This is a genomic window from Rhodoglobus sp. G.S.4, assembly GCF_056619605.1.
Genome location: NZ_CM152748.1, coordinates 2,596,774 through 2,617,760, shown reverse-complemented (window position 1 = coordinate 2,617,760; position 20,987 = coordinate 2,596,774). Strand labels below are relative to the sequence as shown.

23 protein-coding genes are annotated in these 20,987 nt (G+C 60.7%); 7 read left to right on the top strand and 16 right to left on the bottom strand.

Translation table 11 applies throughout. The features are described 5' to 3' along the window. The first annotated feature begins 15 nt into the window (after positions 1 to 15). Entirely contained in the window at positions 16 to 1,026 is a 1,011-nt protein-coding gene (locus tag AC061P_RS12935) for a serine hydrolase domain-containing protein (protein WP_449647652.1), read from the top strand. A gap of 91 nt (positions 1,027 to 1,117) precedes the next feature. Here the strand turns inward: AC061P_RS12935 and AC061P_RS12930 are convergent, their stop codons facing one another. Further along, a complete protein-coding gene (locus AC061P_RS12930) occupies positions 1,118 to 1,474 on the bottom strand; it encodes a cupin domain-containing protein (RefSeq protein WP_480391383.1) in 357 nt (118 codons plus the stop codon). Between the two features lie 63 nt (positions 1,475 to 1,537). Further along, a complete protein-coding gene (locus tag AC061P_RS12925) occupies positions 1,538 to 2,401 on the bottom strand; it encodes a VOC family protein (protein WP_449647650.1) in 864 nt (287 codons plus the stop codon). Between the two features lie 89 nt (positions 2,402 to 2,490). Here AC061P_RS12925 and AC061P_RS12920 point away from each other — a divergent pair, with 89 nt between their 5' ends. Continuing rightward, positions 2,491 to 3,090: a hypothetical protein gene (locus AC061P_RS12920; RefSeq protein ID WP_449647649.1), complete on the top strand. Its 600-nt coding sequence runs from the start codon at positions 2,491 to 2,493 to the stop codon at positions 3,088 to 3,090. A gap of 39 nt (positions 3,091 to 3,129) precedes the next feature. Here the strand turns inward: AC061P_RS12920 and AC061P_RS12915 are convergent, their stop codons facing one another. Genes AC061P_RS12915 through AC061P_RS12900 form a run of 4 tightly spaced genes read right to left on the bottom strand, consistent with a single transcriptional unit; the run spans position 3,130 to position 7,399 of the window. Then, the gene (locus AC061P_RS12915) at positions 3,130 to 4,332 is read right to left on the bottom strand and encodes a pyridoxal phosphate-dependent aminotransferase (protein ID WP_449647648.1); all 1,203 of its coding nucleotides are present in this window, start codon (positions 4,330 to 4,332) and stop codon (positions 3,130 to 3,132) included. 23 nt (positions 4,333 to 4,355) lie between these two features. After that, positions 4,356 to 4,895, bottom strand: a complete 540-nt coding sequence (locus AC061P_RS12910) for an Lrp/AsnC family transcriptional regulator (protein WP_449647647.1) — start codon at positions 4,893 to 4,895, stop codon at positions 4,356 to 4,358. Next, entirely contained in the window at positions 4,888 to 6,237 is a 1,350-nt protein-coding gene (locus AC061P_RS12905; RefSeq protein ID WP_449647646.1) for a M20/M25/M40 family metallo-hydrolase, read from the bottom strand. The genes AC061P_RS12910 and AC061P_RS12905 overlap by 8 nt, the downstream gene beginning before the upstream one ends. Before the next feature lies 1 nt (position 6,238). Further along, positions 6,239 to 7,399, bottom strand: coding sequence for a M24 family metallopeptidase (locus tag AC061P_RS12900; RefSeq protein ID WP_449647645.1), 1,161 nt, complete (start codon positions 7,397 to 7,399; stop codon positions 6,239 to 6,241). 254 nt (positions 7,400 to 7,653) lie between these two features. Here AC061P_RS12900 and AC061P_RS12895 point away from each other — a divergent pair, with 254 nt between their 5' ends. Both AC061P_RS12895 and AC061P_RS12890 read left to right on the top strand, forming a co-directional pair. After that, positions 7,654 to 9,264, top strand: a complete 1,611-nt coding sequence (locus AC061P_RS12895; RefSeq protein ID WP_449647644.1) for a peptide ABC transporter substrate-binding protein — start codon at positions 7,654 to 7,656, stop codon at positions 9,262 to 9,264. Between the two features lie 162 nt (positions 9,265 to 9,426). Then, positions 9,427 to 10,410 (top strand): oxidoreductase, encoded by a 984-nt coding sequence (locus AC061P_RS12890; RefSeq protein ID WP_449647643.1) that lies wholly within the window; start codon positions 9,427 to 9,429, stop codon positions 10,408 to 10,410. A gap of 31 nt (positions 10,411 to 10,441) precedes the next feature. Here AC061P_RS12890 and AC061P_RS12885 read toward each other — a convergent pair whose 3' ends face one another. The 5 genes from AC061P_RS12885 to AC061P_RS12865 all read right to left on the bottom strand — a co-directional run bounded on the left by AC061P_RS12885 (position 10,442) and on the right by AC061P_RS12865 (position 13,719). After that, a complete protein-coding gene (locus tag AC061P_RS12885) occupies positions 10,442 to 10,903 on the bottom strand; it encodes a Clp protease N-terminal domain-containing protein (protein WP_449647642.1) in 462 nt (153 codons plus the stop codon). Next, positions 10,896 to 11,114 carry a helix-turn-helix domain-containing protein gene (locus AC061P_RS12880; protein WP_449648209.1) on the bottom strand — a complete coding sequence of 73 codons (219 nt, stop codon included), beginning with the start codon at positions 11,112 to 11,114 and terminating at the stop codon, positions 10,896 to 10,898. Before AC061P_RS12880 ends, AC061P_RS12885 begins: the two co-directional genes overlap by 8 nt. A gap of 92 nt (positions 11,115 to 11,206) precedes the next feature. Next, positions 11,207 to 11,572 carry a GntR family transcriptional regulator gene (locus AC061P_RS12875; RefSeq protein ID WP_449647641.1) on the bottom strand — a complete coding sequence of 122 codons (366 nt, stop codon included), beginning with the start codon at positions 11,570 to 11,572 and terminating at the stop codon, positions 11,207 to 11,209. Then, the gene (locus tag AC061P_RS12870) at positions 11,569 to 12,495 is read right to left on the bottom strand and encodes a hypothetical protein (RefSeq protein ID WP_449647640.1); all 927 of its coding nucleotides are present in this window, start codon (positions 12,493 to 12,495) and stop codon (positions 11,569 to 11,571) included. The genes AC061P_RS12875 and AC061P_RS12870 overlap by 4 nt, the downstream gene beginning before the upstream one ends. A 147-nt stretch (positions 12,496 to 12,642) precedes the next feature. Then, positions 12,643 to 13,719 carry an alkene reductase gene (locus tag AC061P_RS12865; protein ID WP_480391382.1) on the bottom strand — a complete coding sequence of 359 codons (1,077 nt, stop codon included), beginning with the start codon at positions 13,717 to 13,719 and terminating at the stop codon, positions 12,643 to 12,645. Positions 13,720 to 14,084: 365 nt separating this feature from the next. On the opposite strand from AC061P_RS12865, the gene AC061P_RS12860 reads away from it, so the two are divergent. Further along, complete coding sequence (locus AC061P_RS12860) at positions 14,085 to 15,056, top strand: GlxA family transcriptional regulator (protein ID WP_449647638.1); 972 nt, start codon at positions 14,085 to 14,087, stop codon at positions 15,054 to 15,056. Between the two features lie 84 nt (positions 15,057 to 15,140). Beyond that, positions 15,141 to 16,172 (top strand): hypothetical protein, encoded by a 1,032-nt coding sequence (locus AC061P_RS12855; protein WP_480391381.1) that lies wholly within the window; start codon positions 15,141 to 15,143, stop codon positions 16,170 to 16,172. Between the two features lie 24 nt (positions 16,173 to 16,196). On the opposite strand, the gene AC061P_RS12850 is transcribed toward AC061P_RS12855, so the two are convergent. Next, positions 16,197 to 16,640 carry a hypothetical protein gene (locus AC061P_RS12850; protein WP_449647636.1) on the bottom strand — a complete coding sequence of 148 codons (444 nt, stop codon included), beginning with the start codon at positions 16,638 to 16,640 and terminating at the stop codon, positions 16,197 to 16,199. A 154-nt stretch (positions 16,641 to 16,794) separates the two neighbouring features. Between AC061P_RS12850 and AC061P_RS12845 the strand changes: the two genes are divergently transcribed. Further along, entirely contained in the window at positions 16,795 to 17,409 is a 615-nt protein-coding gene (locus tag AC061P_RS12845; RefSeq protein ID WP_449647635.1) for a DUF4166 domain-containing protein, read from the top strand. A gap of 89 nt (positions 17,410 to 17,498) precedes the next feature. On the opposite strand, the gene AC061P_RS12840 is transcribed toward AC061P_RS12845, so the two are convergent. From AC061P_RS12840 to purD, 4 genes are all read right to left on the bottom strand, one after another. Then, positions 17,499 to 17,633: a hypothetical protein gene (locus tag AC061P_RS12840; RefSeq protein ID WP_449647634.1), complete on the bottom strand. Its 135-nt coding sequence runs from the start codon at positions 17,631 to 17,633 to the stop codon at positions 17,499 to 17,501. A 16-nt stretch (positions 17,634 to 17,649) separates the two neighbouring features. Next, positions 17,650 to 18,669 carry an Abi family protein gene (locus AC061P_RS12835; RefSeq protein ID WP_480391380.1) on the bottom strand — a complete coding sequence of 340 codons (1,020 nt, stop codon included), beginning with the start codon at positions 18,667 to 18,669 and terminating at the stop codon, positions 17,650 to 17,652. Positions 18,670 to 18,830: 161 nt separating this feature from the next. After that, positions 18,831 to 19,724, bottom strand: coding sequence for a phosphoribosylaminoimidazolesuccinocarboxamide synthase (locus AC061P_RS12830; protein ID WP_480391379.1), 894 nt, complete (start codon positions 19,722 to 19,724; stop codon positions 18,831 to 18,833). Beyond that, positions 19,721 to 20,971, bottom strand: coding sequence for a phosphoribosylamine--glycine ligase (gene purD, locus AC061P_RS12825; RefSeq protein WP_480391378.1), 1,251 nt, complete (start codon positions 20,969 to 20,971; stop codon positions 19,721 to 19,723). Before purD ends, AC061P_RS12830 begins: the two co-directional genes overlap by 4 nt. Positions 20,972 to 20,987: the final 16 nt, after the last annotated feature.

The window sequence follows — 20,987 nt, the reverse complement described above, 5'->3', positions numbered from 1 at the left end:
CGGTAGGCTCACCGTATGGACACCACCGAGCTCAATGAATTTCTTGAGCAAAACGACTTCTCTGGCACGGTCTTGATCAAGCGAGGCAATGCCACAATTTTTGAAGCCGTGATGGGCAAGGCAAGCCACCGGTGGGATGTGCCGAACACGGCAGACACCCGTTTCGATTCGAGCTCCATCACGAAGCTCTTCACCAGCATTGCCGTCCTACAGCAGGCGTCGAAGGGTGAGCTCGACCTCGAAACTTCCATCCATCACTATGTTGACCTGGCCGAATCGCAAATCGACCCAGCCGTCACGCTGCTGCATGTTCTCACCCACACGAGTGGTATCGCGGATGACGTGGATGAAGAAGAGGGTGAAACCTACGCCGAACTGTGGTCGGAGTTCCCCAGTTACACGATCATGGAACCGGCTGATCAGTTGCCGTTGTTCATCAACAAAGAATCGCTGGCCGCACCTGGAGTTGAGTGCGTGTACAGCAACGCCGGCTACGTGCTCGCCGGCCTCGCCCTCGAGAAGGTCACCGAAGAGAACTACCGTCAGCTGATTTTTGACGACGTCTTCACGCCGGCAGGCATGATCGATTCTGGTTTCTATGACCGTCGGGATGCCGCACCGCGAGTTGCTGAGGGCTGGGATTTCATCGACGGGCGCTGGGTTTCGAACGTGTACAGCATGCCCCCGATCGGTCTTCCCGATGGTGGGGCTCACGTGACGGCGGCCGATCTCATCCGCTTCATTCAGGCCGTTCGCGCTGGTGAGCTCCTCAACGCAGAATTCACGGAGGAGTTCCTCACCCCGCAAGTGCAGTACGACGAAGAGACCTGGTACGGCTTTGGTCTTGAGTTCGATATGAATGAAGACGGCACTGTGCGCAGCTACTTTGCTGATGGTGTGGGGCCGGGAGCATCCGGAATCGTTCGTCACTATCTTGAAGCGGATCTCGACGTTGTTGTGCTCTCCAACTCAGAAGAGTGCGCGTGGCCGATCATCCGCGAGATCGACGAACTTCTCGGAGGGTAGGGCGCGCACCTAGCGGAACGGCTGAACGGCTGAACGGCTGAGCGCCTGAGGCGAGGCCGAGCGGCTGAAAGGCCGAGCTGTTCCGGTGGTGTTAGGCCGGGCCGATCCATTCGCCTGGTTTTGCCTCGCTGGTTTCCTCGCTGCGAGGGCCGGCATCCTTCAGTTCCACAAACATTACGTGGGTGGGGGTGTCACCAATGTTTTCGCCGGCATGACGTTGCGCGGGGAGCCAGACGGCTGCTCCCGATGCCAACTCAACATCACGATGACCTTCGCCAGCGTGGAGGCGGCGGCGAAAGTTACTGAGGGTGATCATCAGGCTGTCAGGATGCTCGTGCGGTGTCGTCTTGTCGCCGGCCGCATCGGTGTACTCAAGCACTCGTACGCGGTCATTCTCGAACACCACTGAATAGTGTTCCGGATTCGTTGTTACAGGATCGGCGTCCATGGGAGATAGTGTGCGCCTCGATTCGGGCATTGGCAAGCACTATTTTTGGCGTGAGCCGTTGCCCTATTTCGCCGCGGTGCTCACGCGAATGGTGTTGGCCCAGGGGTCATCGAAACTGACGGTCTCGCCATCGTTTCGTAGCGGGATGCCGTGGTGCGTCATCCGTTCGCTCAGCGCGCCGAGGTCGTCGGCGCTCGGCACCGCAATGTCGACTTTGGCGAGTCCGAGTGCTGGCAACCGCGGACCAGCGCCGCTGGAGTTCCACGTGTTCATGGCCATGTGGTGGTGGTAGCCACCGGCGCTGACGAAGACGGCGCTTCCGGGGATTTCTGTGGTCGCTTCGAAACCGAGCTGGTTGACGTAGAACTCGCGGGCGGTGGTGATATCGCCAACTTGGAGGTGCACGTGGCCGACGCGGGCGCCGCCAATAACGGGCTGCTCGACGGCTGCCTCCGTGAGGTTCTCTTGGAGGAACCCGTTGGGGTCAAGAAAGAGGGTCCCCATTTCGACGGTGCCGTGAGTCCAGCTCCACTGGGTGCGGTCGCGATCCCAATACAGTTCGACACCGTTGCCTTCGGGATCGGTGAAGTAGAAGGCTTTGCTGACCAGGTGGTCGGCGCTGCCCGTGAACGTCTTCGGGTAGCGAGTCGCCACCGAGTACACGGATGCCGCCAGCGCCTCTTCAGTATCGAACAGGATGGCCGTGTGGAAGAGTCCGGCATCGCGCGGGCTCGCATGCTTGAGCGCAGGCGAATGCTTGAGGATCACGACGGGCGTGGTGCCGCGACCGAGAACGACTGTGTCGGAGGACTCGCTGAGCACCGTCAGAGCCACGGCATCCCGGTAATACGCTGTGAGGGCGTCGAGGTTCGCGACGCTGAGCGTCACAGCGCCCATGGCAGTGTCGGGAGCAAGCAGGTCGGTCATGTCCCGTACAACCTTGCAGGGTTTGCTGATATTCCTCCACGAAGCAAGCGCTTCGCGGGAGAATGGGCAGGTGAGGCTACACTAATGACATGAACTCACTATCCGTGATTCCCCGTCTCATTGTTGCGTCGTTGCTGGCTCTCACTCTCGCTGGATGTGGCCCCTCCGAAGCTCCGGCTAACAGTGAGGCTCCATCATCGGTTGCTGCGACTCCGACCGCAGATCCAGAGCCCTCCGAAGCTCCGGTTGAGCTCGCGACTGAGTGCAGTCAGCTTGTGGATGCGGACACTCTCGCTCAAATGGAGAGTGCTCTTCCATTGCAGGATGCGGAAAGCACTACGAGATACGTCGACAAAACTCGTAGCGAAGCGGAGATGTACGGGTCGTCCGTCGGAAACGCTATGTTTGTCGACAATGGCGGGCTCTTGTGCCTCACTTCGAATGGCTACGCCGTGGGGGAGCTCTTCGGCTACTCGCCCATCACGCCGGATCAGGCCGCTGCGCAGCAAGATCAGCTGCTTGAGCAGGGATACACCATTACTGCGTATCGTGGTGGCGACCTCTATAGTCAGTTGACGCAAAGCGACGGGGTTGTTTTCGAGTACCTCTTTGCTGGCGGTTATTGGTTCTGCGCCAAGACAATGGATCGCCTCGATGAAACCATCGCGAACTCAGGGGTGCCCCTCTAAGTAAAGGGCAACCCCCGCGTTGCAACGGGGGATGCGAGCCTAAACGGCTGCGCTCACACCTGTGAGTTCGGCGAACTCGCGGAGCCCAGCGGCCAAGCGCGCGACGCCTTCCCGGAAGACTTCATCACGACCGTTCGAGCCGTACATGACGCGGATGTAGCCTTCGCCGACGTTGCCGAACCAGTTTCCGGGCGAGACGCCGAGCTGCTGGGTATCCACGAGGTGCTTGACGACTTCGAGCGACGTGCCGAGCTCGGAGATGTTGACCCAGTGATAGAAACCACCGGCCGGCATCGTTACGCCTACGCCCGGGATGCCCTGGAGCGCATCGAAGATGGCGTGCCGGCGCTGGTCATAAATCGTGAACCACTCGTCGGTGTAGGCGGGGTTCTCGTAGGCTGCCGCAACGCCGTATTGAGCGAACGTATTGGTCGGGCCGACGTAGTTGAAGGTCGCGATCTTGAGTATCGGCATAATCTCGGCTGGAGCAACAAGGTAGCCCACGCGGAACCCGGTGAGCCCGAGGTCTTTCGAGGTGCCAAACACGGTGAGGGTGCGTTCGCGCATTCCGGGCAGAGTCGCGAAGTTCACGTACTCGGCTCCGTCGTACACCTGGCGCTCGAAGTCCTGGTCAACGATCACTCCGAGATCGAACTCTTCAGCCAGCGCTGCAAGCTCCATGAGGTTCTCGCGCGTGTAGACGGTTCCGGTGGGGTTGTTGGGGTTAGTGATCACGATGGCGCGAGTGCGGTCCGTGATGCGCGAGCGGAATTCATCCATCCGCAGGGCGAAGCCATCTTCTTCGTAGGTCGGAACCTGCACGCACACCGCACCCATCTGGTGGATGTCGTTAATGTTCTCGGCGAAGCCGGGGCTCGTCACGAGCACTTCGTCGCCCTGACCGGGTCGGATGCAGATGCGAATTGAGAGGAAGAGGGTGAAGGCTGAGCTTGGCCCAACCATCAACTCCGTTTCGGGGTCGATCTGCATCCCGTTGAAGTCGCGAAGTTTGTTGACGAGAGCGGTTTTGAGTCGGGGTTCGGCGTAGCCATTGTCGAGCGAGTAGTGAGTCTTGCCGTCATCGAGCGCTTGCTTGGTGGCGTCAATGACGTGGTCGGGCAGACACTTGTCTGGCGCAAAAGGGTCGGCACCCATCATCATGATTCGACGCTCGGGATCGAGCCCCGCGTAGAGGGAAAAATCGGGAGCGGCGAGTTCTCGCCACGAATCATCAATGCGCACGGAGTTACTTTCTGTAGAAGCGGTTATTCGTCAATGCCAAGAATGTGAGTGAGCGGCGAGGTGTCGTTGACCCGGCCGAGACTGATCATCGCTTCCACACGTTGGAGCCCAGGGACTGCGCCCAACTTCTCAAGCAGAAGGGTCTGCAGCTCGGCGTGATCCCTAAGGCGGAAGCGCGCCATCATGTCGTAGGTGCCACTGAGGATGAGGATTTCGGTGAGAGAGGGAATTGACTGCAGAGCCTCAATGACGGTGAGCATCTTGGCATCGGAGGTGATCTTAATCGGGATCACGACGAGCATCGGTCGGCCCATAGCCGACCAGTCCATCTCAATGCTGCGTCGGCGGATGACACCCGTGCGTTCGAGGCGGGCGACGCGCTCACCGACGCTGGGCGCCGACATCCCGACCATCGCCCCCAAGCTGCGAAGCGAAATGCTTGAGTCCTCGTGCAAGTGACGGATTAGCTGCAAGTCCACTCTGTCGAGTTCGACCTGTGGCGTGCTCTGCACGAGCAGATCGATGATTGTGGTTGCTTCGCTGTCTGGGGTCGACTCAGCCATGCTCTGCGAACCCATTCGCTTCGAGGTTCTGCAACAGTTCGAGCGTGAACTGGATGTGGGTGAGGTAGTCCTCGAGGTAGCCGTGTTCGTTGTAGCCGTGCATGTTTCCCTCCGGTCGCAAAGTTCCGGTGGGCGAGATCAGCGGAGCCCCAAGATGCTCAAGGAAAAATGCTCCGGGACCGGAACCAGTCATCACATCGTAGATGACGGGTTCTGCCTCGAAAGCTTTCGTTGCAGCCTCAAGAACAGACACGGCAAACGGAGTATCTACCGGTGAGAACGCTGGCTGCATCGTGCGGATGAGTTCGACCTGAATATCGGGCGCGGTGTCGCCGAGGAACGACTTCACTGTCTCGAAGCACGCGTGCGGATCCATGCCAGGAATGAGCCCGAAGCGTACCCGCGCTGCGGCATTCGCCGGAACGGTCTGCCGTACGCTCGGGTCAAGGTCAAAACCCGAGAGGCTCATCGAGGGAGCGAAGATGAAGCGCTCCTTGAGCTCTGCCTCCGGCAGGTCCTTGAGGGGGCTAATGCCGGGGAGGCTGATAGCGTCGCCGGGCAGCGAAAGCTCCTGCGTGCGCGCCTTCGCTGCGGCATCCGGACGCAACGCAGAATCCGTGAAACCGGGAACAGCGATGAGCCCGTCCTCGGTGACGAGAGACGTGATCGCCCGCATCAACTCGAGCGGTGCGGACCGCAGTATCTGCGAATACGAGGGGTGCTGATCGGAGGCCAAGATGTTCAGGCTCAGGCTGATCTCCATGCCGCCACGGCATCCGAAACCAACCGCAGGGCGCCCATCATCTTCGCGAAGGTAGCTTTCCCACAGCACGGCGTCGGAACTCAGTCGTTCGGCGTTCTCGGCCAACACTGTTTCGAGGCCGGGGCTACCGATCTCCTCACACGGGTCGGCGAGGTAGATCATGCTGTAGGGCAGACCGCCGGGGTGATCCTCGATGAAGAGTTCGAGCGCGCGGAGGCGACTCGTGACATCCGCTTTGTCATCGCAGGCACCACGGCCCCACATGGCACCGTCGCGAATTTCGGAGTCGAACGGGCCTGAAGTCCACTGCTCGAGGTCGCCGGCGGGTTGCACGTCATAGTGGTTGTAGAGCATGAGCGTTTTGGCGCTCGCTCCGGGGAAGTAGGCGACAACGACCGGCCCGTATTCGGGAATCTCGATGCGTTCGACGCGCTCGCTGAGGCGGCGGAGTTTCTGCTCCAACCAGTCGGCGGCAGCTTCGATTGCAACACGATCGCCAGCCACCGAGGGAAAGCGACAGAATTCCTGCCATTCGCGGATGCTCTGCTCGCGAGCGGCATCAATACGGGGGTCGCGCACTTTAGACTCCTCGCGAAATCGCGACGGGGGCGAGTTCGTAAGGGTAGTCGGTGATCAACTCGGCACCATCTTCGGTCACGAGAACGATGTCTTCGAGACGCACGCCGCCGAAACCCTGGCGGTAGCAGCCGGGCTCGATCGCGATGACGTCACCGGCAACGAGCACGGCGTCGTTCTGGCCGAGGCCGGGAGCTTCGTGAACTTCGAGGCCGATTCCGTGGCCGAGGCTGTGGAAGTAGCCCTCGGTGAGAACCTCACCGGGCTTCTTGGTGAGCTGCGTGGGGAAGCCAGCGTTGCTGATGGGCTCACACGAGATGCGGTGCAGTTCGGCGACCGGAAGGCCGGGGCGGATGGCTGCGAGCGTATTATCGAATGCTTCCTTGACGATGCGCCAGTAGGTAGCGAGCTCGTCGTTGACTTCGCCTTTGACGAAGGTGCGCGTCATGTCTGAGTTTCCACCGGACTCGGTGTCGCGGGGGCAGATGTCGACCGTGACGGGCTCGCCCTCGAAGATCTGGCCCGAGCCAGCGTGATGGCCGATGCAGGTCTGCTCGCCGTGAGCCACGATGAGGCCGGCGTCTTCGCAGCCGTTGCGCAAGAAGGCGGCGCGGATGCCCGTCTTCAGGTCTTCGCAGGTGAGCGGCTTGCCGTCGATGAGCAATCCGCCATCGGCGCCGATCGTCGCGGCTTCCATCTGGGTAGCGACGTGGGCAACGCCTGCCTCGGCAGCGATCTGAGCGCGGCGCATGCCGGCCAGCTCGGCGGGTGACTTCACGCGGCGGCGCATTTCGAAGAGGTGGTTGTCGACGTTCAGTTCGATGCCAGCGGCACGGAGGTGATCGGCGACGCCGAGCGGGAAGGTGGACGGAACGCTGGCGCTCGTCGCGCCGGTGCGAACGCATGCCTCAACCAAACAGTTGAGCTCGGCGAGGTCGGGGCCCTGTCCAGCGGCGCGGAAGTCATCGAAACCGAGTTCTTCAAGCGGGAACACGGTCATGCTGTCGACGTCGCGCATCCGGGCCGCTTCGAGAGACTTGATGGCGGTGTACCGCTTTCCATCAACCTCAATGTAGAGGAATGGGTCGTGCACCTCGTGGGTGATTACGTGTCGCATGTCGGCGGACATCGTGCTCGAAAACATGAGGATTGGCGCGCTCGTCATCGTCTCTACTTCTTTCTGTGCTCAGTGTGGCTGAGTGCCTTTGTCGCGAATCTTTGCGGAATTTGTCTAAAAGTAATGGTAGGCCATGTGTCGGTTTTGTAAATTGTTTGTAAGGCAACTAGGTAATCTAACCTAACAACGAGATAACATTATTACACTTTACGTTAGGTCACAGTTTCAGGGCCCTAAAGTAATTCCAACGCCCGGAGCCGCTCACTGCCGGCACCGTAGGCGCTCACTGCACAGGAGGAAGCATGAAGACATCACGTTTCGGGCTGGGCGCTGTCGCGCTCGCCTCGGCGGTCTCGCTCACTCTCGCCGGCTGCGCTAGCAGCGATGGTGGAGACTCGGGCGACGTCAACCAGATCATCACCACCAACGGAAGCGAGCCGCTTGGTCCGCTGATCACCGTCGGCACCACCGAGACCGGTGGTGGAAAGATCCTGACGTCCATCTACGCGGGTCTGGTTTCGTATGAGGCAGACGGAAGCATCCGCAATGATGTTGCGAAGTCGATCGAATCGGAAGACGGCCAACACTGGACGGTCACGCTCAATGACGGGTGGACATTCACCAATGGTGAAGCAGTAACCGCGAACTCGTTCGTGGATGCGTGGACGTATGGCGCGACGTTCAGCAACGCGCAGGCATCGTCGTACTTCTTCGATGACATCGAGGGCTTCAGCTACGAAGCAGACTCGGAACTGACCGGACTCAGCGTCGTTGACGACCTGACGTTTGATGTCACTCTTGTTGCTCCTGAAGCTGACTGGCCGTTGCGTCTCGGCTATACGGCATTCATGCCGCTTCCGTCAGTCGCCTTTGATGACTTGGAAGCCTTCGGGGAGAACCCCATCGGCAACGGTCCGTACATGATGGACGGTGATGACGCGTGGCAGCACGACGAGCAGATCGCGCTCGTCACTAACCCCGACTACGAGGGTGTTCGTAAGCCGGCCAACGGTGGAGTCACGTTCAAGTTCTACACCTCACAGGATGCTGCCTATGCGGATGTGCTTGGTGGAAACCTTGATGTTCTCGATGCTGTCCCCGATAGTGCTTTCGGCATTTTCGAGGATGAGTTCGGTGACCGCGCTATCAACCAGCCGGCTGCCATCTTCCAGGCATTCAACATTCCTTACTACCTCGACCACTTCAGTGGCGAGGAAGGAAAGCTGCGTCGTGCGGCAATCTCGATGTCGATCAACCGTGACGAGATCACTGACGTGATCTTCCAGGGAACCCGCACACCGGCGACCGACTTCACTTCCCCGGTCATCGACGGCTACTCAAGCTCGCTTGAGGGTGCCGATGTACTGAGCTACAACCCTGACGAAGCGCAGAAGCTGTGGGCGGAAGCCGACGCAATCTCGCCGTTCGGCGACAGCACGTTCGACATCGCCTACAACGCAGACGGTGGCCACCAAGGATGGGTTGACGCTGTAGCTAACAGCATCAAGAACACCCTGGGTATTGAGGCGATTGGCAAGTCCTACCCCGACTTCAAGTCGTCGCTTGAAGATCGCGTCGCTGGCACCTTGACCGGTGCAACTCGCGCCGGATGGCAGGCGGACTACCCGTCGCTGTACAACTTCCTCGCACCGCTTTACCAGACCGGTGCTGGCTCCAACTATGAGGGCTACAGCAGCTCTGAGTTCGACGGCCTCCTCAAGGAGGGCGCTGCAGCTCAGACAGTTGATGACGCAACGGCGCTCTATCAGGACGCTCAGGAAGTTCTGTTGAAGGACCTGCCCAGCATCCCGCTGTGGTACTCCAACGCGACCGGTGTGTACGCAGAAACCGTTAGCAATGTGAAGTTCGGTTGGGACTCAGTCCCGCTGTATTACGAGGTCACCAAGGGCTAATAGCCTTCGCGTGAACTAGCACCAGGGATCGAGCCCGGGTCGACTTCGGTCGGCCCGGGCTTTCTCGCTTCCCGGACTCGTTTGGTGGTCGAGCGCATCGTTTTCTGGGAGTCCACCGCACGGCTTGACCTAGAGTGCACTCCAACTCTTAGAGTCCTAAGCATGATCTCCCTCGAAGAAATGACAGCCCGCCAACAGCCCCTCGAATCGAACTTCGGCTACCGCAGCACGGCATCCGAAGTGATCGCCGGATTCGACCTCGCCGGCAAGACCGCCGTTGTCACCGGTGGCTATTCAGGGCTTGGCTACGAGACCGTGAAGGCGCTCGCCGAAGCCGGTGTCTCCGTGATCGTTCCGGCCCGTCGCCCCGAGAAAGCCGCCGACGCGCTTGCCGGTATCGCCGGTGTTCAGATTGAGCCGATGGACCTTGGCGATCTTGATTCTGTTGCCGCCTTCACTGAACGGATGCGCGACGCTGGCACTGCCGTTGACCTGATGATCAACGCTGCCGGAGTCATGGCCACGCCAGAACAGCAGACCCCTCAGGGGTGGGAGATGCAGTTCGGAACCAACCTGCTCGGGCATTTTGCTCTCGTCGCTGGCCTCGAGCCGCTGCTTCAGGATGGTGCCCGTATCGTCTCGTACTCGTCGGTGGGTCACTGGCGTTCGCCCGTGCTCTTCGACGATGTGAACTTCGAGACCACCCCCTACGACCCTTGGGTTGCTTACGGTCAGTCAAAGTCAGCGGATGCCCTGCTCGCCGTTGCGCTGGACGCTCGTCTTGCCGGCCGCGGCATCCACGCGTTCTCGGTGCACCCCGGTGGCATCATGACTGAGCTGCAGCGGAATATGCCCCGCGAGGAGTTGCTAGCCCGCCAGTGGATCGATGAAGAGGGTAACCCCAACCCGATGTTCAAGACCCCGGCCCAAGGTGCATCAACCGGGCTCTGGGCGGCCACCGCTCTCGAGCTCGCCGACCGTGGTGGCGCGTACTGCGAAGACTGCTCCATCAAGGGCGTCGTTGCAGATGACCACGCCGACATGAGCGTCGGTGGGGCGAAAGGGTGGGCGATTGACCCTGCCGCGGCGGAACAACTGTGGGCGCTGTCGGTGAAGGCGACCGGCTTGGATCCGTTCAGCCGCTAGCACGCAACGTGAAGGCGTAGGCCTAGTCGAATTACCGAGCTTCGCTCAGGTTATCGCGCACTGCTTGTCGGTCAACGGAGAGTGCAGAAAAGAGTGCCGCGGCCGAATCGGGTTCTTCGCGGTCGAGGAGCGCGAGAAGCATGTGCCGCGAGGTGATCGTTCGCGCTTTTTCGGCGGCGGCGAATGCAAGAGTGTGCCGGAGCACGGTCTTAGCGCCGGCGGTCATCGGGATTCGTTGTGAGGATGCCGCTTCGGCAGCCGGCTGGAATGTGCCGAGCTCGACGCCGATCGAAAGTAAGGCGCTCCGGTCGAGGCGATCGGCTGCATCAGCGGCGGTTTCTGCGTCAACGCCAACTGCCTGAGCGAGATCCTTTTCGCGGAGAAGCGCGAGGAGGAGATGATCAGTGCCGATGCGTCGGTCGCCGCGGAGGGCGGCTTCACTCCGGGCATCCTCAACGCTGGTTCTCGCGGATTGCGCAAATTTCTCAAACATTGTTTCCCTGCTTTCCGTATTTCGTGTGGACGGATTGACGGGTTACGCCGAGAGCATCGCCGATCTGCTCCCAGGACCAGCCTTCACGCCTCGCCTGCGCAACATGCGTCGCCTCCACGCGTTCAGCGAGGCGGTGAAGCGCGCCGACTGCGCGTAGTCCGGTCGCGGCATCCGCGCTGCGGAGGTGATCGCCTAAGTTCCCTGATTCCATGTTGTCAGTTTCATTTGACATGGAACATTTGTCAAGTGAAACTGACAAATTCACGGCCTTGCGCCCGGCGCCCGCACGGTGACGAATGGGGCTTAGTCGCCTTTGCGCTGCGAGGCCCAGATAGCACGCAGTACTCGTGTGGTCTCTTCGAGGTCAACGCCGCCGCGAATGCTGGTGTCGGCAAGGATGCGGGCAGCTTCGACTACGGCGAGAGGGGTGGCCGCCGCCGTTGCGCTAACGCGGGTTCCACCTCCGGTGTGGGTGCGTAAGTGCCCCTCGGTTTCGAGAGCTTTGTAGGCTTTTGCGACGGTCCCTGGAGCAACGCCGAGATCTTTTGCGAGCTGACGAACTGAGGGGATCCGCTCGCCCGCTGCCAGAGTTCCGGCGGCTATGAGGCCTCGAATTTGGTCCCGAATTTGGTCGACGGCGGGGGATGACCCCGCCAGGCTAATCATCATGATCGAACCGTGGCGATGCTGGCGCGACGGCTGAAAAGCGCGGAAAGCAGCACGCCGAACCAGAATGCATAGCCGAGCGCGGAGATACCCAGGCCGAGCAGCAAGAGAGCTGGCTGTATAGCGGCAAAGGGGGTCGTCCAAGAGCCCCAGCCGCTATCGCCAATGGCTGCTCCTCCTCGCAGCGATGCTGTCGACGACAGCGACGTGAATATCGAACCGAGGTGGATCAGGAGTGCCCCGCTTGCGACCGCCAAGGTGTTTCGTGTTCTGAGCTGACGTATTCGCACATCATTGTCGTGGTCGATGGTGAGCGAAGGCCGGGCGATGAGCCAAAGAACGACGATCGTGACCGCAATGAGGGTGGTGAGCAGTATCAAGGCGGGAATCGAGTAATACCACCCGTAAATGGAAGTTCCGAATGAAATAGAGCTTCCGGCATCCACGGTGTAGTTCCGCCAATGGCCTTCTTCGTCTGGTTCGGATGCAATGCCCGCCAGCACAGAAATCGTGACGATCGCACCGACAATTGCGGTGAGGCCAGCGAACCACCTCCGCCGGCCGAAGCTGAACGGTGTTCGCCGCGTGAGGCTTGCGTGACCACGCGGGGCGTGAGCGCCGATAGGGATGGCGAGGAGTGCGACGGCGAGGGTTCCCACCGCGAGAGCCCACAGGATGCGCATCTCGAACACCCATGGCGGAAGTTGCTCCGACAGCGGAGGTCGGAGTACGGAAAATCCGATAGCCGCATTCAGGTAAAGGATGCAGGCCAGGGCCAGTGAAGCCGCTGTCGCCGTGACCGCAGCGGTGAGCCCGGTGGGTAGCTGGCTTTTGCGCCCCTGTGCCAGCCACCACACAACTGCCAGCGCCAGCCCGATGATTAAGGAGCGGAAACTGAACCAGATGAGAACGACGAAATCGGGCATTGAGGGGGCTCCATGAACAATAAATGTACTAGTGGTGAAGTACATTCAATGTAACACGCGGCTGGTACATTTGCGCGACTAGGTGTCATCCAGACTCCATTAACGTGATTCGCGGCCGGCCGCGCTGCCGGTCGCGCGGCCGCCGCGTTAGCTTGGCTCGAAGGTCGGGTAGTCGGTGTAGCCTTCGGGCCCTCCGCCGTAGAAAGTTGAAGCATCGGGGCTGTTCAGCGGTAGGTTTTCCTGCCAGCGATAGGCCAAGTCAGGGTTTGCGATAGCCGGACGGCCCACGACAACGCCCTCGGCGTGACCGTCGCGAACCAGGCTGAGGGCCTCATCACGAGTCGTCATCTGCGCGAAGCCACTGTTGAGCAGCACCGGTCCGCCGAAGCGGGCACGCAGCTCTTGAGCGAAAGAACCGGTGGGTTCGGCGTGCAACACGCTGAGGTAGGCAATGCCGAGCGGGGAGAGGGCGTCGACCAGGGCGCCGTAGGTTGCGAGCGCATCGGCGCTATCCGTTTCCAGTGCGTCTTGGATGTTGTGCTCAGGGGAAATGCGCAGGCCAACACGGCCGGCACCGATTGCATCCGCCACCGCCGTCACGACCTCGATCACGAAGCGAGCGCGATTCTCGGGGGAACCGCCGTACTGGTCGTCGCGCTGGTTGGAGGCGGGGGAGAGAAATTCGTGCAGAAGGTATCCGTTTGCGGAGTGAAGCTCCACGCCATCGAAGCCCGCCTCGATAGCGTTGCGTGAGGCTGTCACAAATTCGTCGACCACGCCTGCGAGTTCACTCTCGGTGAGTGCGTGCGGCACCGGGTAGGGCTGCTTGCCGTCGTAGGGGCGGGTTTGGCCGTTGATCGCGATCGCGCTGGGGCCGACCACGGTGTATCCGCCGTTGGTGCTCTCGTGGCTCACCCGCCCGGCGTGCATTACTTGCGCGACGATCTGGCCGCCTTCCGCGTGAACTCCGGCGGTAACGTGCTTCCACACCTCGAGCTGTTCGGGCGTGACCAGACCGGGCTGGCCGGGGAAACCCTGCCCGGCGTGGCTTGGGTAGGTGCCCTCGGACACAATCAGACCGAGCGAGGCTCGCTGGGCGTAGTGCTCGGCGACCATCGGGCCCGGAACGCCGGCTTTTCCTGATCGGGTGCGAGTGAGTGGCGCCATTACTAAGCGGTTGCTGAGGCGTAGCTCACCGAGGGTCGTGGGGGAAAACAAGTTCACAGCAGATCTCTTTCTGTTGGTCGTATCAAGTCCAACATCGGGAGGTGGGCACTATTCCTCCCTGAGAAAATGCGCGGTTCGGCGGGGGCAATCAGTGCGAGGGCGTGAAGGTGACCGAGTTGGATCAGTTCGCGCGCTAGGGCAGGCGTGTCCAGTCGGTAGGGATTCTGCGGTGACCTCCTTGAGGAAGTTCGCGGAGGGTTCCCACGATGGCGATAACGGAGACGGTGGCGATAATGATTGCACTGAACATGGCATAAACACTATGATCGAGTAAAACCTGCCAAAAGTGGCAGGTGTGCCACCTATCGAATGAATACTGCCAACTTTGAGAATGGTGGATTCAACGAAAAGTAGAGGACCTCATGGAACGCGTCGCGGTCATCGTGCAAGACGGATTCACCCCGTTTGAGTTCGGACTGGCCTGCGAAGCGTTCGGCCTTGACCGCACCGATGACGGCATCCAATCATTCGACTTTCGAGTGCTCACGCCCGAACCCGGTGCTATCCGCAGCAGCATCGGCTACACGATGAACGTCGAAGACGACCTCTCCTTCGCTGATGACGCCGACGTGATCGTGCTCACTCCCGTTCCGCGTGCCACGTGGGGCACGGTGGATGCCCGAATCTCCGCAGCGCTCGAACGGGCGGTCGCTCGCGGGGCCTGGGTGCTGGCCATCTGTAGCGGCTCGTTCACCCTGGCGGCATCCGGATTGCTCGATGGGCGCCGTGCAACGACGCACTGGATGTACGCGCAGACCTTTGCTGACATGTACCCCAAGATCGACGTCGACCCCGACGTGCTTTATGTGCAGGATGACCGCATCATCACGAGCGCGGGAACGGCAGCGGGGATCGACGCCTGCTTGCACCTCTTTCGGCAAGAGCTCGGGGCGGAAATCACGAATCGCATCGCACGCCGCATGGTGATCGCTCCGCAGCGCGACGGTGGCCAAGCGCAGTTCATCGACAAGCCGTTGCCGGTTGTTCAATCCGAATCATTCGCCGCTGTGACCGAATGGATGCTGCAGAACCTGCGCGATGAGCTTCCCGTCGAGGAGCTCGCGCGTCGGGCCCAGATGTCTCCTCGCACCTTCGCGCGGCGTTTCAAAACGGATCTCGGCACCACGCCCGCGGCCTGGCTTGGGCGGCAGCGACTGCTCCACGCGCAACGGCTTCTCGAAGAGACGTCACTCGGGCTTGAGCAAGTGGCGTGGGAGAGCGGGTTCGGTTCTGCGGCTGTTTTGCGTCAGAACTTCGCGCGCAAACTGGGGATGACTCCCAGCGCCTATCGCAGTCGCTTCAGCTGCGCAATGGACGCGAAAGCTTCGGCCTGAGGGCGATTAGGAGCCTAAAGCTGTGTCGAATATTTCTCACTGATACTCTTCCCTCTTGCGGCCCACGTTCATAGACTGGCCGCTGTGGACGACAACACGAGCGAGATTCCTGCCGAGCAGACCGACACAGTGACGAATGCTGCGGAGGTAGAGCATCCCGCGGAGCTGGCAGGCGAGGCATCCGCTCATCGTTCTGTGACCGTGTGGATGAGCGCCCTCCTCGGTGTGGGCGCGGCTGTGGTTGGGCTGCTGCCGTGGCTACTTCAGGGACTGCGATTGCCGTTGCAAAACCTGTGGGTGGTCGAGGTTGCGCCTGATGAAATGCCGCTCGTGCTGCTGCCATTTAGCCAATATGCGTTGACCACAGAGATCGGGCTGATGGTGGTTGGAGCTGCGGTCGCGGGGCTTCTCGCACGCCTGTTGCGATCCCGGATGCCGCGGCGCGGAGTTCTGGTGATGTTCCTTTCGCTCATCGTGGTGCAACTGGGCGCGATCGTTCAGGCCTACGTTGTCGTACAGGGCGGGCTTCAAGAGCGGCGCGAGGCGACGTTCTATCTTGCGGCTGTCACTGGCGTTGCCGTGCTTGCGATGCTGGTGGGAATTGCGGTGTTTTGGTTGATCGCCCGCGCTCCTCGCGCGGGCGCACTGATCGGCTACGCGATGGCCGCAGTTGCGTTGGCGCCGTGGTTGGGGGAGATCCTGCATCCGCTCACCAACCAGCAGTATGGGGCGATTGACGATTTCCGGCGCTGGGCGGCCAGCGTGCTGCGTTGGGTACCAGCGATACTGGTCGGGCTTGCGGTGGGATGGTGTGGCATCCGCTCGGTGGGGCGTGTAATTGCGGTGCTGGTGAGCTTCGGGTTGCTCTGGATCGTGCCGGCCGTGGCGACAGCGATCAGCTATGCCGCCGGGAGCCGGGTGTACGCGCATGATCTTCGGGAGATGGCCAGCGCCGGATTTGAAGTGTTTCGCCAAGCGGCGACGCTGCCAGAAATTGTGGTGCCGCCGCTAGCGGTCGCGGTCGTCGTTGCTGTGCTGGTTGGCGTGGTGCTGCACGTGTTTCACCGCCGCAGTAGTCGCCCGGCGGCAACTCTTTCCTCAGGCCAATTTTCCTAGGGTCGACGCCGTGGATGCTTGGCGCTAACGATCAGGGAACTCGCCCTCATAATCGTTCCAGGTCCCGGCCACGGCCTGCATCGCCCACAGCTGGTGCTCGACCGAGGCATCCTTGCCCTCAAAATCCATCACGATGAAGTTGATGACAAAGCCATCCTCGAGAGTGGCTCCGTATTCTTCAGCACCCTGTCGAGTGTCAAACCGAAAGTAGTCAGCCTCCGCGGTGCTGTACGCCTCCACGCAGTCGAGCCCGGAGCCGCAGGCCGTGTCCGTAATCTCGGCAACGTCAGTCGTGACATCAGGAGCATCGTATTGGGAGTCCATTACGTCGCCAAGGGTGAGGACGCTCTGGGGATCGAAGATCGCGCATCCGGAGAGCGATAGTGCGGCGACTGCGATGGTGATCGCACGCCAAGGAATCGGCGGTCGATTATTGCCCCGACTAGTCACATCCGTCGAATTGACCATAGGGCGAGAGTAGAGCATTAATCACTCAAGCGGCGTTGCCTTGTCGATCGTTGGCGAGGTGCCCGTTGACCGGGGTTTTCCCCAGAGCCTGAAAACTTGGTGCTCGGCCCCCAGTCTGAGGCTCGAGGGTGTGTGTCCATGTAATGATGAGCGGGTGGTCGAACCCCAGCCGTCAACAGGCGCAATCGTGAACGAGTCGGTCTACCGGCGCGTGCTCGGCGCTGAACTCGACCTGCTGGCCCCCGAGCTTCGCCCCTACTTCGACGGCGGGCAACGAGTCGGCGTTGGCAGCGGAGTCTTCGACGTGGCGGGGTCGCCGCTGCGCATCCTGAAACCGGTGCTGGCGTTTATGGCGTGGCAGCGCATCCTCTTCCCGGAGTACGCGCGCAACGTACCCTTCGATGTCGTCAACACCCCGACCGCGGATGGTGGTCTCGGCGCGGTGCGCACCTTCCACTTTCCGGGCCGCGATCGTCCGCTGCAGGACATGATGCGCGTTGTCGACGGTCACCTGCACGACTTCTTGGGGCGACGCGGTGGCTACGAAGTGCGCATGACACTCACCGTCACCGATGGCCGCATGCAGTTGCGCTCCGATCGCCAGTGGCTGCATCTGGCTGGCCTCCGCCTCCGCATTCCCGCGCTTGCCACCGTTACGGTCGACGAATCGTGGGCAGACGGACAGCAGCATGTGGATGTTCGGCTCCACACCCCGCTGTTGGGCGACTGGTTCCGCTACGCCGGGCTCTTCACCTACGGCTACAACTAGAGTCCCCGAGGTTGGGGGAATGGTCCGTTCACAACTCGTAATTCCGGGGGCACTATGGAGTGCACTAGTACGTTGACCCATCTCACAGGCTACGGCTGTCCTGTGCCTCGCGACCGTTCAGCAGTACGACGACTAAGGATCGCGCCGCCAATCAGCACAAAGCCTTCGATCCACGTTGCCCGGTTCATGATCCCCCGATCAGCGAGTCGGAGCAGCCGACCCATAGCTGAAGATTACTTCCTAATTGAGCGGCATGAGTGGCTCACCTTCAGGCTCCCAAAGTGACAGCGCAAACCAAGCTTCTGGGAATCCCATCGACTCAACCCCGAGCTGGTTCTCTGTTGGAAACGAATCGATCAAATTTACAAGGCGTTCGGCCCATCCGCTATTGGCATCCACGGTGCGCAGGAGATACGTCATGACTGCCAAGGCGTTGTAGATGCCGAAAGTCTGCTTGGCTGAATCTTGGTCTTTCATGTGCCCGAGCAACGGCACTTGAACGCGACTCGGGCGAGCGGGTGCCGCGACGAGTTTGCGATTGAAGAGCCGAGCATGGTGCGCCGACAGGTTGCGCACGTAGTTGAGGCTCGAAATCCAGCTGTGCATCATTTTCTTAGTTGGGACTTTGTAGTAGTCGGCTATCTCGGTGGCGATCGAATTGTTGAGGCCGTTGTATAGACGATTGACTTGCCCCAACTCGAGAATCTCCGTGAGCGCCCAGATGGGCATTGTGTCGTTGTAGTTTTCACGGAAATGCGCCACGAACGCTTCGCGGGAGTCCGCGCGACGCTCGTCGACTTTTTCTAACCATTCTTGGTGCGGACTGAGCAAGGGCGCTCCCGCTGCCTGGTCAACCTTTGGTTCAGTGAATGAGCTTACGAAACAGGTGGGATCTAGATGGGCGAATGCGGAGTTGCGCCCGAGCGTATAAGCGAGACGGGTTCTCAGGGAGATTTCGATCCGTTCGATGCCGTCAAGCACCAGCATGCGAAGCTCGCGATCAAAGTTAATCAACTCAGCGGCGTACTCGAGTGTCGTGCCGGTCCGGTATTCGTTGAGAACGCGCACTCGTGGACGGCCGTGTTCATCCACGTAACTCTCGGATTCGCGAAGCGGATACAGATAGCCCGTGACGCGGTAATAGCCCACCGCGCTGAGCAACTGATACCCCGCCTGCCGATCCAGAATAGTGACACCATGAGACTCGAGTTTGTCGAGCTGACCGTCGATCGAGAGCCACTTCTTTGTGTATTTAGCCACGAGCTTCCCTAGTTAAAGAAAATCAGCCCGAGCCGAAAGGCGAGCGGGCTGATCGTGATAGACAAAACTTACCACGGACGGTAAACAGCTGGTAGGCGTTGTGGAAAACCTGTGAGGAGAGTCATTAAGGGCAGTGTCTTACATCTGCCGCGCTGAGTCGACTACGCCGTAAGCCGCTCAATCAGCTCGCGATACCGCGCAGCGGTCTGCTCCACGATGTCGGTGGGCAGCTCGGGCGGAACGCCCTGCTTGTCCCAGTGGGCGGAAAGCCAGTTGCGCACGATCTGCTTGTCAAAGCTCGCCAGACGACCAGGTCCTCCGGCGGCGTAGAGTTCGGCATCCCAGTAGCGACTTGAGTCGCTCGTCAGAACTTCGTCGGCCAGCACGAGAGCACCGGTCTCCGGGTCGGCCCCGAATTCGAACTTGGTGTCAGCGAGAATCACCCCACGCGTCTCAGCGATAGCTGAAGCCCGCGCAAAAATGTCGAGCGAAGCATCCCGAAGCGCAGTCGCAACCTCCGAACCCACGAGTTCAATGGTGCGCTCAAAGCTGATGTTCTCGTCGTGCTCACCCATCGGCGCTTTCCACGCCGGAGTGTAAATCGGTTCGGGCAAGCGGTCGCCATCGCTCAAACCAGCAGGCAGCGCAATGCCGCACACGCTTTGTGATTCCTGATACTCCAACCAGCCACTGCCCGACAGGTAGCCGCGAACGACACACTCCACCGGATACATCTCGAGCCGCTTCACAATCATCGACCGGTCAGCCAGTTCAGCGGGAGCCTCCACAGCAGCAGCATCCGCCAAATGGTTCGGCATATCAGCCAACTGCTCGAACCACCACTTGCTCAGTTGCGTCAGCAAAGCGCCCTTGCTCGGGATGCCCGGCTCCAGCACATGGTCAAACGCACTCACCCGATCACTGGCAACCATGAGCACAAGCTGTGGCTCGTCGGCGCGCACATACAGGTCACGAACTTTGCCGGAATACGTTAGCGTCCAGGCGCTCACCGCAGCAGCATCCGCCCCAGCCGCATCGTTCACAGCGTCACTCACTTCGCGACGCGCAAAGCGATATCGCTGCGGAAGTGTGAGCCCTCGAGGTGAATGTGTCCGAGAGCTTCGTAGGCACGTTCGCGGGCGACGGCGAAGGTCTCGCCGGTCGCGACAACGCTGAGCACGCGTCCGCCGGTGGCGACAAACTCGTCACCCTTTTTGGCGGTCGCAGCGTGGGCGATGGTGATTCCGGGAACGGCGAGTGCGGCATCCAACCCGATAATCGGGCGACCGATCTTGGGGTTCTCGGGGTAGCCCTCGCTCGCGAGCACAACCGTCACAGTAACGTCGTCGCTGAAGACGGGCGCTGCGTGGTCGGCAAGGCCGCCAGTTGCTGCGGCGTAAAGCAGCGAGCTGAGCGGGGTGACCAAACGGGGCAGAACAACCTGCGTCTCGGGGTCACCGAAGCGAGCGTTGAACTCAATAACGCGGATGCCGTCCTTGGTGACAATGAGGCCGCAGTAGAGCAGCCCGATGAAGGGTGTTTGCTCCTCAGCGAGCTGACGGATCGTGGGCAGTGCAATGGTGTCAATCACTTCATCAACGAAGCCCTCGGGGAGCCAGTTGAGCGGAGAATACGCGCCCATGCCGCCCGTATTTGGTCCGTCGTCGCCGTCATAAGCACGCTTGTAATCCTGCGCGGGAGACAGCGGAACAACGCTGTGGCCATCGCTCAATAAGAAGAGGGAAACCTCTTCGCCAGCGAGATACTCCTCAACGAGCACGCTGCCATAGGTGAGCCAATGCTTGGCATGATCGACGGCCGCATTGCGCTCGCCGGTAACGAGAACGCCCTTGCCGGCAGCGAGGCCGTCAGCCTTCACGACATAAGGAGCACCGAATTCGTCGAGAGCCTCAATGGCTTCATCGATCGAGCCGGCGCGGTGGGCGCGGCCGGTAGGGACATTGGCGGCATCCATGATGCGCTTCGCAAAAGTCTTGCTGCCTTCAAGGGCTGCGGCAGCCTTGCCCGGGCCGAACACGGCAATGCCTCGGCGGCGAAGATCATCAGCGACGCCCTCAACGAGAGGAGCCTCTGGCCCGATGATGACGAGTTCGATGTCATTGTCGAGGGCGTATTCGGTAACAACGCTTCCCCGAGTCGGGTCGAGCGCGACAGTTTCAACAACAGCCGCAATGCCGGCGTTGCCGGGCGCAGCCGTGATTTCGTGCGCCTCCTCCTCACTGAGAAGAGACGTAACTATGGCGTGCTCGCGGGCACCGGATCCAAGAACAAGAATTCGCACAAGCACAGCCTAACCA